The organism is Microbacterium sp. CH12i, from assembly GCF_000685355.1.
In the GTDB taxonomy this organism is placed as follows: domain Bacteria; phylum Actinomycetota; class Actinomycetes; order Actinomycetales; family Microbacteriaceae; genus Microbacterium.
On record NZ_JHET01000002.1, the window covers coordinates 191794 to 206422 of the forward strand.

At 64.0% G+C, this 14629-nt stretch carries 15 protein-coding genes and 2 pseudogenes; 3 read left to right on the forward strand and 14 right to left on the reverse strand.

Annotated features, from left to right (window positions below; all coding sequences use genetic code 11):
- Nucleotides 1-12: 12 nt before the first annotated feature.
- From DC31_RS02730 to DC31_RS02775, 12 genes and pseudogenes are all read right to left on the reverse strand, one after another.
- A complete protein-coding gene (locus DC31_RS02730) occupies nt 13-882 on the reverse strand; it encodes a dihydrodipicolinate synthase family protein (protein WP_036276649.1) in 870 nt (289 codons plus the stop codon).
- Nucleotides 879-2528 (reverse strand): tripartite tricarboxylate transporter permease, encoded by a 1650-nt coding sequence (locus tag DC31_RS02735; protein ID WP_036276652.1) that lies wholly within the window; start codon nt 2526-2528, stop codon nt 879-881. Before DC31_RS02735 ends, DC31_RS02730 begins: the two co-directional genes overlap by 4 nt.
- On the reverse strand, nt 2525-2845 hold the full coding sequence (locus DC31_RS19035; protein WP_327036796.1) for a tripartite tricarboxylate transporter TctB family protein: 321 nt from the start codon (nt 2843-2845) through the stop codon (nt 2525-2527). Before DC31_RS19035 ends, DC31_RS02735 begins: the two co-directional genes overlap by 4 nt.
- Nucleotides 2746-3051: a hypothetical protein gene (locus DC31_RS19040; RefSeq protein WP_235201284.1), complete on the reverse strand. Its 306-nt coding sequence runs from the start codon at nt 3049-3051 to the stop codon at nt 2746-2748. The genes DC31_RS19035 and DC31_RS19040 overlap by 100 nt, the downstream gene beginning before the upstream one ends.
- Nucleotides 3052-3105: 54 nt before the next feature.
- Nucleotides 3106-4074 carry a tripartite tricarboxylate transporter substrate binding protein gene (locus tag DC31_RS02745; RefSeq protein WP_036276655.1) on the reverse strand — a complete coding sequence of 323 codons (969 nt, stop codon included), beginning with the start codon at nt 4072-4074 and terminating at the stop codon, nt 3106-3108.
- A 133-nt stretch (nt 4075-4207) separates the two neighbouring features.
- A complete protein-coding gene (locus DC31_RS02750) occupies nt 4208-4873 on the reverse strand; it encodes a GntR family transcriptional regulator (protein WP_036276658.1) in 666 nt (221 codons plus the stop codon).
- Nucleotides 4874-4935: 62 nt separating this feature from the next.
- Complete coding sequence (locus tag DC31_RS02755) at nt 4936-5361, reverse strand: heat shock protein transcriptional repressor HspR (RefSeq protein WP_036276927.1); 426 nt, start codon at nt 5359-5361, stop codon at nt 4936-4938.
- Between the two features lie 37 nt (nt 5362-5398).
- The gene (locus DC31_RS02760) at nt 5399-6391 is read right to left on the reverse strand and encodes a DnaJ C-terminal domain-containing protein (protein WP_036276661.1); all 993 of its coding nucleotides are present in this window, start codon (nt 6389-6391) and stop codon (nt 5399-5401) included.
- A gap of 11 nt (nt 6392-6402) precedes the next feature.
- Nucleotides 6403-7026 carry a nucleotide exchange factor GrpE gene (locus tag DC31_RS02765; RefSeq protein ID WP_036276664.1) on the reverse strand — a complete coding sequence of 208 codons (624 nt, stop codon included), beginning with the start codon at nt 7024-7026 and terminating at the stop codon, nt 6403-6405.
- A 2-nt stretch (nt 7027-7028) separates the two neighbouring features.
- Nucleotides 7029-8896: pseudogene (gene dnaK / locus DC31_RS02770) on the reverse strand (molecular chaperone DnaK).
- A gap of 134 nt (nt 8897-9030) precedes the next feature.
- On the reverse strand, nt 9031-9396 hold the full coding sequence (locus DC31_RS19045) for an alpha/beta hydrolase family protein (RefSeq protein WP_235201285.1): 366 nt from the start codon (nt 9394-9396) through the stop codon (nt 9031-9033).
- Nucleotides 9375-10247, reverse strand: coding sequence for an alpha/beta fold hydrolase (locus DC31_RS02775; RefSeq protein ID WP_235201286.1), 873 nt, complete (start codon nt 10245-10247; stop codon nt 9375-9377). Before DC31_RS02775 ends, DC31_RS19045 begins: the two co-directional genes overlap by 22 nt.
- Before the next feature lie 81 nt (nt 10248-10328).
- Between DC31_RS02775 and DC31_RS02780 the strand changes: the two genes are divergently transcribed.
- Together DC31_RS02780 and DC31_RS18010 are read left to right on the forward strand one after the other, a co-directional pair.
- Nucleotides 10329-11000 carry a hypothetical protein gene (locus tag DC31_RS02780; RefSeq protein ID WP_036276667.1) on the forward strand — a complete coding sequence of 224 codons (672 nt, stop codon included), beginning with the start codon at nt 10329-10331 and terminating at the stop codon, nt 10998-11000.
- 69 nt (nt 11001-11069) lie between these two features.
- On the forward strand, nt 11070-11753 hold the full coding sequence (locus DC31_RS18010) for a hypothetical protein (protein WP_152545316.1): 684 nt from the start codon (nt 11070-11072) through the stop codon (nt 11751-11753).
- A gap of 41 nt (nt 11754-11794) precedes the next feature.
- On the opposite strand, the pseudogene DC31_RS02795 reads toward DC31_RS18010, so the two are convergent.
- Nucleotides 11795-12255 (reverse strand): annotated as a pseudogene (locus DC31_RS02795) (DUF3817 domain-containing protein).
- A gap of 80 nt (nt 12256-12335) precedes the next feature.
- On the opposite strand from DC31_RS02795, the gene DC31_RS17420 reads away from it, so the two are divergent.
- The gene (locus DC31_RS17420) at nt 12336-13253 is read left to right on the forward strand and encodes a helix-turn-helix domain-containing protein (protein WP_036276676.1); all 918 of its coding nucleotides are present in this window, start codon (nt 12336-12338) and stop codon (nt 13251-13253) included.
- A 10-nt stretch (nt 13254-13263) separates the two neighbouring features.
- Here DC31_RS17420 and DC31_RS02805 read toward each other — a convergent pair whose 3' ends face one another.
- Nucleotides 13264-14454: an MFS transporter gene (locus DC31_RS02805; protein WP_036276679.1), complete on the reverse strand. Its 1191-nt coding sequence runs from the start codon at nt 14452-14454 to the stop codon at nt 13264-13266.
- Nucleotides 14455-14629 lie beyond the last annotated feature (175 nt).

A 14629-nucleotide genomic window follows, 5' to 3' on the forward strand; every position in this document is an offset into this window, starting at 1 on the left:
TTCAGCGATACCTCAGCGGTACTGCTCAACAACCCGGCGCACGTCCGCGCGCTCAGCATCAGTCGGCTCGGCGATGGCCATCCGGCAGTGCGTGTCAGTCACGCCCAGCACGCGGTAGCCCTCTTTCATGCGAGCCATGTCGCCGCCGATAAGCGATACGACGTCGTCAACGGACTTCTGCGCCGCGGCGATCGCCGAAGCATCGCCGGAGCGTCCGGCATCCGCCAACGCACGAAACGGCTTGGGCGTGACAGACGAGACGCCCGACACCACACCCTGAGCCCCGACCTCGACCGCAGCGATCAGGTCGCGGTCGGCTCCGGTGTATAGCTCGAAGTCAGCAGGAACCACAGCGCGGTAGGCGGCGATCTCGTCGAGCGACAACTCGCTGATCTTCGCGCCGACAACGTTCGGCAGCGCCGACAGCCGCACCAACAGCTCCGGCGACACCGGGTTGCCACTGCGCGCCGGGTAAATGTAGACGTACAGGCGGCCATCGCCGACAGCATCCGACACTGCCTGGTAATAATCGAAGATCGAGTCGTCGGTCGAGCGCAGGTAGTACGGAGTGAGGGCGGCGAATTCCGTCGCACCGAGGTCACGGGCGATGCGTGTGACCCGCACAGCTTCGAACGCACTGGGCTGGCCGACATGCACGACCACGCGCATCTTGTCGGCGAGTTCCGCGAGTGCGGCCTCGACGAGAACGCGGAACTCCGCAGCATCCACCGCCGGGAACTCCCCCGTCGTGCCGAGCACGAACGCGCCCTCGTTGCCTGACTCGCCCACAAAACGGAAGATTGCACGAGACCCGTCGAGGTCAAGACTCCCATCGCGGTGGAACGCGGTCGGGATCGCGGTGAGGATGTCGTAACGGGTCACTTCTTGTTCTCCTTCGACTTTCGGCGCAAGCCACGCCGCGTGGATGGGTCAGGGTTGCGCACCGTTGAGGTGAGCAGGTCTGGGTCGGCAGCGAGTTCGTTGTGCGCCTTCGAGATCTGCTCGAGGCTCTCGGTGTCGAGTACTGAATCGGCGAACGAGGCACGTTCCCCGCGCGGCTTACGGGCCGAGCGGATCGCCGGCATCACGATCGACAGCACGGCGAGCACGAGCAGCACAATTGCGATCGGGCTGACCACCTCGAAGAACGGCTTCGTCGGGAGGATTGCGAGAGTTCGCGCGAGGTTTTCCTCCGCGAGCGGACCGAGCAGCAGCCCGAGAACGACGGGTCCTGCAGGAACTTCCATCCGTTTGAGCAGTACACCGACGACGCCGAACACGAGCATCGTGACCACCGTCGCGAGGCTGTTTGATGTTGCGTATGTGCCGATGATGCAGAAAATCAGGATGCCGGTCCATAGATACGGCTGCGGCACATCAAGCAGCTTCACCATGCCCTTCATCCGCACGAGGCTCAGCCCCAACGACAGCAGCGTCGCGACGAGCATGATGCCGACGATCGAGACAACGAGATCCGGTCGTTCGGTGAAAAGAGATGGCCCAGGGGTAATCCCCCAGATAATCATCGAGCCGATCATCACGGCCATGACAGAGTCTCCGGGGATGCCCAGCGCCATAGTCGTGGTCAGCGATCCGCCGAGCGTCGCACTGGATGCCGTGTCGGATGCCGCGACGCCCTCGATCGAGCCCTTTCCGAACTCCTCCGGATGCTTCGATGCCTTGCGCGCGCGGTCCCAGCCGATAAGACCGGCGATGTCGCCACCGGCCGCGGGGATAAGCCCGACGCCGAGGCCAACTGCTCCGGCGACCGCCGTGGCACGACCACTCTGTTTGAACTCGGCTTTGTTCGGCCACCAGCGACCGAGGCTCGAGATGGGCCGCACGTTGTTCTTGCGGTAGGTGAGCAGCTGATCGAACAGCTCGGCGATACCGAAAAGCCCAATGATGACAGCGATGAAGTTCAGACCTTCGACGAGGTCAAGGGAACCGAACGTGAAGCGCTTGTCTGCTGTCGCGGCGTACGTGCCGACGGTACCGAGCATGAGACCGAAGAGCCCGGCGAGGATGCCCTTGAGCATCGACTTCGACGAAATACCGATCATGATCGCGATGCCGAAGATGACGAGAGCGAACAGTTCCGGAGACTTGAAGTAGTCACGAGCAAAGCTCGCGATCGGCACGGCCGCAACAGCGAAAAGCACCAGAGAGGCCAGGATGCCGACGGCCGAGACGATCGCCGACATCGTGAGCGCGAGACCGGCTCGCCCCTGTTTGGCCATCGGATAGCCGTCGAGCGTCGTGGCGATGGATGCTGGCGTGCCGGGGGTGTTGATGAGGATCGATGGCACGCGGTCACCGAAGTTCGCTGCTACGTAGATCGTCAGCAGCACAGCGAGACCCTGCACGGGCTCAAGCGTCATAGTGAATCCGGCGGCGAGCGCGACCGCCATCGTGGCGGTGATGCCGGGGAAGGCACCAACCATGAAGCCGAGCAGGAGCCCCACGAGCATGTAGAGCAGAATCGAGATGTCAAGGAGCGAGTCGAGCCCCTCCAGGAACGGGGTCATAGCGGGATCCTCAGGAGCATGCCGAACACGACGTAGATGAACGCCGTGACCGAGGCGGTGTAGATAACGAGACTCAACCAACGGCGGTGCCCGTAGACGAGCATGAGCGCGGCCATCAGTAGCGCAGCCGCGATCGGGAAGACCTCGATGCGGTAGCCGAACAGGATGACGGATCCGAGCGACCAAAGTGCAACGAAGACGCACGAAATCACGAGTGTCACGACCACGCGCATGACGCCGCCGGGCTGAATCGCCTCGACGTCCTCGCGGCCGGGCGGGGGCTTCGTGATCGCGTAGACGAGGATAATGATCGAGATGACGACGCAGTGACGCCGAGAACGAGCGGCCAGAAGCGCGCATCGATCTGGCCGGGCGCCGCCTCGCGGCGCAGGTGAATCTGAGTGGACAGCGCAAGAAAACCAGAGGTGAACGCGAGCGCGGCAACACCGAAGATGATCTCCATCGCCCGCGAGGGACGCGCCCCCTGGTATTCGTCGCTACTTGCGACCTCTGCGTTGGACATATGCTTCCTTCGACGAGTGCGGAGGCCGGGGCATCCCGGCCTCCGCGAATAGTGTCAGCCCAGCAGATCCTGGAACAGAGTGAACTGATCGCCGACGAACTTCGTGAACTCGGCAGAGTCGCGGTAGACGACGAGGTTTCCAGCATCCTTCTGGAACTTCTGGTAGCTGTCCGAATCGACGGCTTCCTTGATGGCTGCCTCGAGCGTGGCGTGCACGTCATCCGGCAGGCCAGCAGGTGCGTAGATGCCGCCCCAGCCACCGAAGATCAGTTCAGTGCCGATGGCCTCTTCTGCGGTCGGCGCGTCCGGAGCATCCGGGTGGCGCTCGTCGTTCATCACGGCGAGGATGCGTACGGCGTCGCCCTGCGAGAGCGCCTCGCCGAGGCCCGACACGGCCGCGATCGTTTCACCAGATGCTGCTGCCGCAACTGCGGGTGCTCCACCGTCGTACGGGACCGGTGTGACCTGACCGCCGGTCTCCTTGCCGAGGGCGATGCTGGCCGCCTCCCAGATGGAGCCCGCGCCAGAGTTGGCGACGGTGATCGGAGCAGTCTTGGACTGTGCGACCAGGTCTTCGAGGGTCTCGATGTCGCTGGCGGCAGAAACGGTGATGACGCCCGGTGCGAGCATGATCTGCCCCAGCAGGTCGTAGTTCTCCGGCAGCACGTTGGCGTCCTGCGTGGTGTTGAGCATGGCGATCTCAACGGGGCCGAATCCGATGACGTAGCCATCCGGATCCTGCTCGGCGACGTACTCCATCGCGAGGGCGCCGGCCGCGCCGGGCATGTTCTCTGGGATGACGCTGACGTCGAGGATTCCCTCGAGCTCTGTGGCGAGCGCGCGGGACGACAGGTCAGAGCCGCCCCCGGGATTGGCCTGGATGATCAGCCGGATGTCTTTCTCGGGGAAGCTCGATCCGGCGTCGCCGCCCTCTTCGACCTTCGTACATCCGGACATGACCAGCGCTGCGGCAGTGAACACCGCGGCTGTGGCCAGCACGCGGCTCGTGCGCTTATTCGACATCTTCGCTCCTCTTTGAGTGCAGGTTTGGTTTGAGTGCAGGTTCGGGACCTTGCCAACGGGGCGAGCGTAGCAGTGTTGACTGTTAACAGTCAACGTTCCGTCGCGGAGACTGCCGACTAACCCACAACGAAAGTCAGGATCGCCGCTGGGCGAGTTCGCTCAGCATGCGACCCCGTGCGCCGTCGAGGTGGGCGGCAAGTACGTCCGCGGCTTTCTCAGGCGTACCGCTACGCATAACGTCCATGAGCCGGACGTGGTCACCGGATGACTCGTGCAAGTCTTCGTCATGGTTGATTGTGACCTCGAGCAGCGCCGCGAACGTGGGCAGGTACTGACTCCATGCCCCTGCGAGTCGCGGATGGTCAGCTAGAGCGTAGATCTGCGAGTGAAACTCAAGGTCCGCTGCCACGAAAGCAGCGTGATCACCAGCATCTGCCGCTGTCCCCATCCGCCCAACGGCCGCAGCCATTGCCGTCCATCGCGACGGGTCATCCACCCGCATCGCGCGTGAGAGAGCCAACTGCTCTAGAGCGCCGCGCAGGCTGTATAGCTGATCGACGTCGTCCTGGGTGAGCCCGACAATGTAGACACCGCGCGGACGCTGTACCTCGACAAGCTTTTCAAAACTTAACTGCGTGAGCGCATCGCGAATCGGGCCGCGACTCACCGAGAACTCCTCGGCGAGCGCTTCCTCAGTAATGCGTTCGCCAGGGCTGAGCTCACCTCGAACGATGCGTTGCCGCAGCACACGGGCAACCTGGGCGCCGAGCGATTCACCGCGCTTCACTGTCTGCGTCACGCTGACCTCCTGTCAACAGTTGACAGAATACACACTGAACGCGCTACAGACGTGCGTCCCGGTTACTCCTCGTGACGCCCACCCGGCCGCCACAGCACGACATCAGTCGACCGGCGGATGCGACGCCCGCTCGGCACCGGAAATACTCCGCCTGCGCCGGCGGCGAAGACTCGCACTCCTGGACGGTTCTCGCGCTCGGAACGCAGCGCACCTTCAAGCTCAAGCACTCGGCGCCGCAGCATCCGCACTTCGTCTTCAAGGTCGAGGAGACGGGCGATCGCAGGAAGACTCATGCCATCGGCGGATAGTCGGGCGACCTCACGCAGCTGCTGAATAGTACGCACCGAGTAGCGGCGGGAGCCGCCGCGCGTGCGACCCGGCACGACGAGCCCGATGCGGTCATACTGACGCAGAGTCTGCGGGTGCATACCCGCGAGTTCGGCGGCAGCGGCAATCGCGAAGACTGGAGCATCTTCATCTTCAACCATCGCGATCACCTCCGCCGCTCAAACTTGCTTGCACTTGTTAGCCCCGCGCTTTCGCCATCATTTCGGCGCGCGGGTTCTCTTTCGGCTCTGCCGCTTGGAAGGCGAGTAGCGCTTCACGCGCTGCATCGTCCAGATGCGTCGGCACCGCGACCTGCAATTCGGCAAGCAGATCGCCCGTGCCCTTCGCCGTGGCAACACCGCGGCCTTTGACGCGCAACACACGCCCAGAAGGCGTTCCCGGTGCGACCCGGAGCTTGACCACGTCACCGGCGAGAGTCGGCACCTCGATCGTTGCTCCGAGCGTCGCCTCGGTGAATGTCACCGGCACCGTAATGCGCAGGTTCAGGCCATCGCGTGTGAAGACCGGGTGTGGACGCACCTTGATCTGTACGACGATGTCGCCTTTCTCCCCACCATCCGGTGACGGACGACCGCGGCCACGCAGACGGATCTTCTGTCCGTCAGCGACACCAGCTGGAATCTTCACCTTGAACGGCTTGCCGTCCTCTCCCTGCAACGTGATCGTCTCACCCTGCACAGCAGTCGAGAAGTCCAGCGTCGTGCGGGCCGTGACATCGGCGCCCTTCTGCGGGCCACCGAATCCACGGAAACCACCGCTCGTCTGGCCGAAGCGTCCGTTTCCGAAGCCGCCGCCCTGCCCCTGGTTGAACATCGCGAAGATGTCCTCGAAGTCGGGATTCTGGCTCTGAGCACGGCCGCCGCCTTGACCGAATCGACTGAACACGTCCTCGAAGCCACCCGCACCGGCGCCGCCGGCAGTAAAACGAGCCCCCGAGCCCATCGCCCGGATCTCGTCATACTCCTTGCGCTGCTCCGCATCGGAGAGCACCGAGTACGCCTCGCTGATCTCCTTGAACTTCGCCTCAGCCTTGGTATCACCCTGATTGGAGTCCGGGTGATACTTGCGCGCAAGCTTGCGATATGTCTTCTTCAGGTCCGCGGCAGTGACCTCCTTCGAGACGCCAAGCGTCTTGTAGAAGTCCTTGTCGAACCAATCTTGGCTAGCCATCGATCACCTGCCTACTCGGCCGGGACGGCGACGACGACCTTCGCAGGACGAAGCTCGACATCACCCAGGCGGTAGCCCACCTCGACGACCTCGAGGATCGTCGGTGCTTCGGCATCCGGACTCGGCTGCTGGAAGATCGCCTCGTGATGCTGCGGGTCAAAGGGCTCGCCCTTCTCGCCATAAGCGACGACACCGAGACGCTCGACGATCGCGCGCACCTTCTCGGCGATCACGAAGAACGGGGTTCCGTCTACGAGGTCGCCGTGCTGTGCCGCCCGATCGAGGTCATCGAGCACGGGGATGAGGCCCTTTGCGGCTTCACCCTTCGCACGCTCACTGTCTCGCTGACGATCAGCCTCGGTACGCCGACGGTAGTTGGCGTACTCTGCCTGCACTCGCTTGAGGTCGTGCAACAACGATGTCTCGTGATCAGAAAGCGTCGCATCTTCTGCGGCAGCCTCACCGGTCTGCTCAGCGCCGAGAATGTCGTCGACCGTGAGGTCGTCGTCAGAGCCCTCGGCAGCGGCAGCCTCAGCGGAATCAGGGTTCTCCTGCGACGCGGGGCCGGATGCCGTAGCATCCGACCCCTCGTCCTCAGGAACCTCGCCGTTTGCGTCGAAGTTCTTGTTTGCCATGATTACTTCGTCTCGTCCTCGTCCTCGACGACCTCGGCGTCAACGACGTCTTCCTCAGCGGAAGCGTCGTCACCCTCGGGCGCCTCGCCTTCGGCGGGGCCTGCCTGCGATGCGGCATCCGCCTGAGACTGCGCGTAGATTGCCTCGCCGAGCTTGCCCTGCGACTCGTTCAGCTTGTCGAACGCGGTCTTGACCGCGTCGTCGTCGTCGCCAGCAAGCGCCGTCTTCAGAGCATCGACGTCAGCCTGAACAGTGTCCTTGCGTCGGCGGGCAGCTTGTCCTCGTTCTCCTTGATGAGCTTGTCGATCGAGTACGAAAGCGTCTCGGCCTGGTTGCGCTGCTCGAGTGCGTCAGCGCGCTTCTTGTCGTCAGCGGCGTTCTCCTCCGCCTCGCGAACCATCCGCTCGATGTCATCCTTCGACAGCGACGAGCCGCCGGTGATGGTCATCGACTGCTCCTTGCCGGTGCCCTTGTCCTTGGCGGACACGTGCACGATGCCGTTCGCGTCGATGTCGAACGTGACCTCGACCTGCGGGATGCCACGGGGAGCCGGTGCGATTCCGGTGAGCTCGAACGTGCCGAGCGGCTTGTTGTCGCGGGTGAACTCACGCTCACCCTGGAAGACCTGGATCGCCACGGACGGCTGGTTGTCGTCTGCCGTGGTGAAGGTCTCGCTGCGCTTGGTCGGGATGGCAGTATTGCGCTCGATGAGCTTCGTCATCCGTCCGCCCTTGGTCTCGATACCGAGGCTCAGCGGGGTGACGTCGATGAGCAGAACGTCCTTGCGCTCGCCCTTGAGGACACCGGCCTGGAGGGCAGCGCCGACGGCGACGACCTCATCCGGGTTGACGCCCTTGTTGGCTTCCTTACCGGTCTCGCGCTTGACGAGCTCAGCAACAGCCGGCATACGAGTCGATCCACCGACGAGCACGATGTGGTCGATGTCGGCGACCTTGATGCCGGCTTCGCGGATGACGTCCTCGAAGGGCTTCTTGGTGCGGTCGAGCAGGTCCTTGGTGAGGTCCTCGAACTTCGCGCGGGTGATCGTCTCGGAAAGCGAGACGGGGCCCGAGTCGGTGAGCGAGAGGTACGGCAGGTTGATGGAGGTGCTCGTCGAGGACGAGAGCTCCTTCTTGGCCTGCTCGGCAGCTTCCTTCAGACGCTGGAGAGCGATCTTGTCGCCCGAGACGTCGACACCGCTGGTGTCCTTGAACTGCTTGATGAGGTGGTCGACGAGACGCTGGTCCCAGTCATCTCCACCGAGGCGGTTGTCACCGGAGGTGGAGCGCACCTGAATCGTGGAGAAGTCGTCGTCCTTGCCCACTTCGAGCAGCGAGACGTCGAACGTTCCGCCACCGAGGTCGAACACGAGGATCAGCTCGTCTTCCTTGCCGCGGTCGAGGCCGTAAGCCAGAGCTGCGGCGGTGGGCTCGTTGATGATGCGCAGGACGTTGAGGCCCGCGATCTCGCCGGCCTCCTTCGTGGCCTGACGCTCAGCGTCATTGAAGTATGCGGGGACGGTGATGACAGCATCCGTCACGGTGTCGCCGAGGTAGGACTCAGCGTCACGCTTCAGCTTCATGAGGATGCGCGCGGAAATCTCCTGCGGCGTCCACTTCTTGCCGTCGACGTCGAAGCCCCAGTCGGTGCCCATGTGGCGCTTGACGGACGCGACCGTGCGGTCAACGTTCGTGACGGCCTGGCGCTTTGCGGTTTCACCGACGAGCACCTCGCCATCCTTGGTGTACGCGACCACCGAAGGGGTGGTGCGGAAGCCCTCGGCATTGGCGATGACCTTCGGCTCGCCACCCTCGAGGACGCTGACGACAGAGTTCGTCGTACCGAGGTCGATTCCAACAGCACGTGCCATGTGATTCTCCTTCTGGTTGAAGTGTGTGAGTGAAGAGATGAGGGCGAATCAGTAAACCTGAGTCGCGATGGCTCAACTGTACTCCGACACAGTTCGGGCTGTCAAACCAAAGTTGATATGGCTTCGCTCAACTTTCAACAGCTCGAGTTCGGACGGTGACCGGTGTCGACCTCTGCCAACCACAGCATCAACTCGGGGATGGAGGCATCGGCCGCGAGCGCATGCGTGATTCCGGGGTACTTATGGAACACGACATCCGCGTCCTGCGAGCAGAGCAGTTTCACGTAGTCCTCGGTAGTAGTCGGCACCACGAGCTTGTCGGCAAGGCCCTGCCCCACGAAGATCGGCACGTCGATCTTCTGCCCGCCGGCACTGTTTTCTTTCAACAGCGTCTGCCACGGTTCGGTAGTCGCCGGGTCTGAACGGACGTAGCCACCCACCAGCGGGTCGGCGATGGCATGGATCTCTTTCGTCTGGGTCAGCAGGCACAACGCAGCCATCTTCGGCGTCGCCGCGAGGCCAGCGGAGTGAGGATGCCGTCGATCTCCGCCTTCGAATAGCGGCCGGAGTAAGCCGCCTCGTAGGCCGGGATCGCGAACGAGGCAATCGTGGTGCCGGAGAGGTTCACGATGTCGTCCGACATCAGCGCGCTGAGATTTGCTGCCGGTGCAGCTACGGCCACGCCCTCCAACGTCAATTCCGGTGCGTAGGCCGCCGCTCGCTCTGCGGCGAACAGAGCGGCTTGCCCGCCCTGCGAGTGACCCCAAAGCAGCAATCGATCACTCGCTCCGGTGTCGGTCAACGCTCTCGCCGCCCGCGCTGCGTCGAGCATGCTGTTCGACTCCGGGATGCCGAGCAGATAAGAGGATGCTCCGTCGACGCCGAGCCCCGGGTAGTCAGTAGCAGCAATCGCATAACCCGCAGCAAGCAGCTCGTGCAGCCCCTCGATCAGCTCGAACGGATCACGGGCGAGCGACGGTGCGCACTTCGCAGCGGCACCGGTGGTGGGGTGTGCCCAGGAGACGATCGTGCGGCCGCCGTCCGGGACAGGGCCGTCCGGCACGATGACCACACCAGACACCGCGATGTCATCGCCAGTCAAATCGCGGGAGTGATAGAGCACCCGCCACGCTTTCGACCCGGTGGGAACACTCGCGATCGGCTCGCTGCGGATGATCGTGCCAGGCGCCGCAGTCGGCAGCGGCGTCGGCAGCACATAGAACGGAGCATCCGTTCTCTGCTCGGCAGAGCCCTCGACGACGCGTCGAATCGCCTCGGCTGCGATCAATCCGATGACGATCAGGACGACGGCGACTGCAACAAGAACCCAACGTCGCGAGCGGGTGCGCATGACATATTTCTATCGCGTCAGCTGCGCCAGTGGAGTCGTGTGAGAGATTCCTCTTTTTCCTCGAACGCTAGGCTTGCCAGCATGAGCACGAATAATCTCTCGTTCCGTCTGGCCGCTATCGCCGTCGTCACGCTCGCGACTTTCCCGCTCAGCGGATGCTATCCGGGTCGATCCCTCCCTCCGCGCCCCGCTGCTGAAGAGTCGACCAGCAGCCCGGCGCCCACCGTCTCGGATGAGCCGACCGACGCCAGCAGTGACTTGCCTGCGACGCTGTCCTTCGACGACGGCGGCCTGCTGCCCTCTACCACTTACATCGAATGGGGCGACGGCCTCATGGCAGACGACGGCTGGGAGATCACGTCGCCCGACGATGGCAACGGCGGTTGGACGTACGGCACGATCGACGGCACATGCACCGCACAGTTCTGGCAGGGCCTTGCCTCGGACGTCGATTTCACGTCGGGTGACGACAAGGTCGCGTCGGATGCCATGCTCGGCGCACTCCTCCAGACGGATGCCGCGTCCATCTCACCGCACGCGGTTGACGGCGCGTTCGCCTACCAGATCGGCGGAAACGCTGATGTCGCGAATCGGCAGGTCACCGGTCAGGAAGACGGCCGCACCTGGATCATGGCCGCTCGCGCGTTCACCGCAACGGGTGCCGGGGTCTACGTGATAGTCGACTGCACCGGCGGCGACGTCAAGGCCGTGCTGGCAGACGTCATCGACAAGAACGCCATCGTCGTCTACTGAGTCACGCGCTCAGCGGGAGTTATCCACAGCCCCCACGGATCCTCAAGCGGGTGAATAAGCTCGCTGGGCATGAGACGCAGCATCCTTCGCATTGCCAGCATCGCGATAGTTACCGCAGTCGCGCTCGGAGCGAGCGCGTGCGCCCCGAGGTCAGATCTGGCGGACGCCTCCGGGCCGAGTCCAACACAGTCCACGAGTCCAAGACCCTCCGCAAGTCCAACGCCATTCGCGATCCCGTACTCACCCTCGGGCGCAGCATCCGTTCCGCCGCTGACATTCGCGGATGGCGCCACGCTGTCGCCAGACGTAGAGATCTTGTGGGCTGATGGCTTTGCCAACGACGACGAATGGCAGCACGTCGACGACGCTGCCGCACCGGGGCGATGGACATATGTGAACGTCGACCTGAACTGCACTGCAGCGTTCCGCAAGGGCCCGCTCGGCGATGCCGGCGACATGGACGATCGCGAAGCGACCGATGCGGTGATCGCTGCGCAGCTGGACGAAGACCCAAGCGAGCTCAGCCCATTACTGAGCGACGGGTACTTCTTGCTCGGAGAGCACCGCGATTCGGGCGTCGAGCATCGTCAGTTCTCTTACACAATCAACGACGTGGGGCACTTCATTGCGGCACGCGCATTCGTAGCGGTCGACTACTCGGTTCACGTATCCGTGAAGTGTGTCGGCACGGATGTCGACTCTCTCGCAGGCTACGTGATGTCGAAGAATTGGATCGTGATCGAACCCGAGTAGTGCGGGCAACACCGCCCAGCGCTTATTTGCCGCTGGGAGGCTCACTTGCCGCCGGGAGGACCAACCGTAAGCAGGATCACGTAGAGCGCCACGACGGCGACGGCGATGAGCGCCACCAGCACCCACGCACGACGCAGGAACCAGCGCATCGTCCGGTCGTACCAGGTGCGATCCTGCGGGTGGTCGCTCTCTTCGAGACGCCAGTTGCCCTTTAGCCGGCCAGTACGGTGCAACCAGATCTCCATCGGAATGGTCGCGTAGGGGACGATGGCGCTGACGACAGCAAGCACTCCGACCCCGATCGACCAGCGCTGGTTGAACGCCACGAGGATCGCCGTCGCCCCATAGGAGAGGAAGACGAACCCGTGGATGCCGCCGGCGATTGTGACCACGATGCCCGGAGCTCCGACGCGCGGGCGATCAGCGCCGAGATGAGAAGGGTCCAGGTGATCGCCTCGGCGATCGCGAGGACGCGGTACAGGCTGGCGGGCGTGCGGAACATCGCGCTCCTTGTTCGGGGTTAGTTCTTCCACCGTACGTCACCGCGGAATAGCCACCGACCCCGCACCGTTGCGCATAAGCATGACGACGATCGATGCGGACGCCCTGGAGAAGGTTCTCTCTTCCATCGATGTCCGCGTCGGCGATGCACGGCGGATCAACCTAGACGCCGGAGCTACCGCCCCTCTCGCGTCCGGAGCGGTGTGGCTGGTGTTCGTCGCCGAAGGCAGTCTGCACGGGCAACCACCGCTCGCCCCGGCCTGTGCTCTTGATGTTGACCGCACTTCGCCACTCGTCGCGTGCACGCCCGGCGTAGAGCGCGAAGTGCTCGTTGAAGGCGATGCCTTCCTCACGCTGGGTCGACGACCCGTCGCGCTGCAATCCGAGCACGGCGCATCGCTGATGATCGCAGAGCTGCAACTATCCGATACGGCGAGCTTGCTGCGTGACGTGATACCCGAGTTCGTCACAGTCACAGATTTCGCGGGTCTTGAGCCCGCCGCGGCGGCTCTTGCCCGTAACCTCGGGCCGTCGGAGGCGGGTGCGAGCGCGCTGCGTTCGGGTAACCCGATAATCTGCCGCATGATGGCCACCACCGTGCTGTTGTCGGTTATCCACGCCTGGGCCGAGAACGGCTGCGCACCCGCCGGGTGGCCGTCCCGCTCGAACGACCCGTTCCTTGAACGTGTGGTCGATGCCATCCATGAGCAGCCGGGCCGCGATTGGACAGTCGAGACACTCGCCGGAGTCGGCGCGATGTCGCGCTCAGTCTTCGCTTCGCGCTTCCACTCCGCGCTGGGCCGCTCCCCCGCCAGCTACGTCACCGAGGTGCGGATGGAGTCGGCGAAGGGGATGCTAGACGCCGGCCGCTCCGTGTCTGAGACGTCCCGCAGCCTCGGCTACGGCTCGGACGAAGGCTTCAGCCGTGCGTTCCGGCGGTCGACGGGAATTGCCCCGTCGCAGTGGCGGTCGAGTCGGCGCGCGCCGATTTCCGCGTAGTCACCGCGGTTCAGTTGCGCACTCGGTTTGAGGCCCCGAACAACACCGCGCCGACGACCAGCGCAGCCGCTCCGAGGCTGTACGAAGGCTCCACGCCGATGCTGTCGACGAGGATCCCGCCGAGCCCTGCGGCGAGCATGATCGCGAACTGGAATCCGACGACCACCAGGCTGCCGCCGGCCTCCAGTCGATCGGGCATCTGGTGTCCGACCCAGGTGTTGACGACGATCAGCCACGAGGCGAAGAAGAAGCCCCAGACGAATACCGCGACCCCGACGCCGAGCACCGAGCCCGACATCAGAATGGTCGCAGCCACCGCCACCGCGATCACGGCGGGCGCGAGAACCGCGAAGAACCTGAATGATCGGTCGATGATCAGGCCGATGCTGAGGTTTCCCACCAGTCCGCCGATTCCGAAGATCGCGAGCAGCATGACGATCGTGCCGGCGTCGATCTCCGGCATCCGCTCAAGGGCGAGACGAATATAGGTGTAGGCAAGGAAGTGTCCGAGCACGACGAAGACGTGTCCGATCAGCCCGAGCCCGACGCCGGGTCGGCGAATCGTGTCGAGGAGCAGTGTGAAACTCGAGACCTGTGCGGGCGGAACCGGCGGAAGCATGGTGCGCAGTGCGATCGCCAACAGCCCGGTCACGATGCCGGCAACCGCGAACACCGCACGCCAGTCCATGATCTCGCTGAGCATGACGCCGACGGGAACGCCAGCAACGGTGGCGAGCGACGTGCCCGCTGAGGTGAACATCACCGCGCGGCCGAGTCGCTCTGGTCCGGCGATCCGCACGGCCACAGTGATCGACATCGACCAGAACGTGGCCAGCGCCGCACCGAGCAGGGACCGCGCGAGCAGGATCAGGATCAGGCTCGGTGCGACCGCGACGATGAGGTTCGAGGCGGCGGCGGCGAGCGCCATCCAGACCAGCAGTGCCCGACGGTCGAGGCGAGGAAAGACCATCCCCACAGTCGGCGCGACGATCAGGCCGATGAGCGCAGTCACCGTGACGGTCTGCCCCGCCTGACCGGGCGTTACTCCCAGCTCGGCTGCCATCTCTGTGAGCATCCCGTTGGGCAGGAACTCCGCGGTGACGAGGACGAAGCTCAGCAGCATCACAACGATGAGGGCACCGTACTTGATACGCTCCGCGGGGTTCGGGGCGGCGACGGGGATGGACGCGGTCGTTGTCATTGTTCTACTTTCGCAGGAGCGTCGATGCTGCGCCCGACCACTCGTCCGCAGCATCCGACCGATCGTCCGCCGTCGTGTATCGTCAAAGGTCACCGGGATGTCCCGGGAAGAACCGAACGGAAGGAGCCGTGACATGAACACTGTCGTCGTCGCGCTTCTCGCCGACCATCTTCCC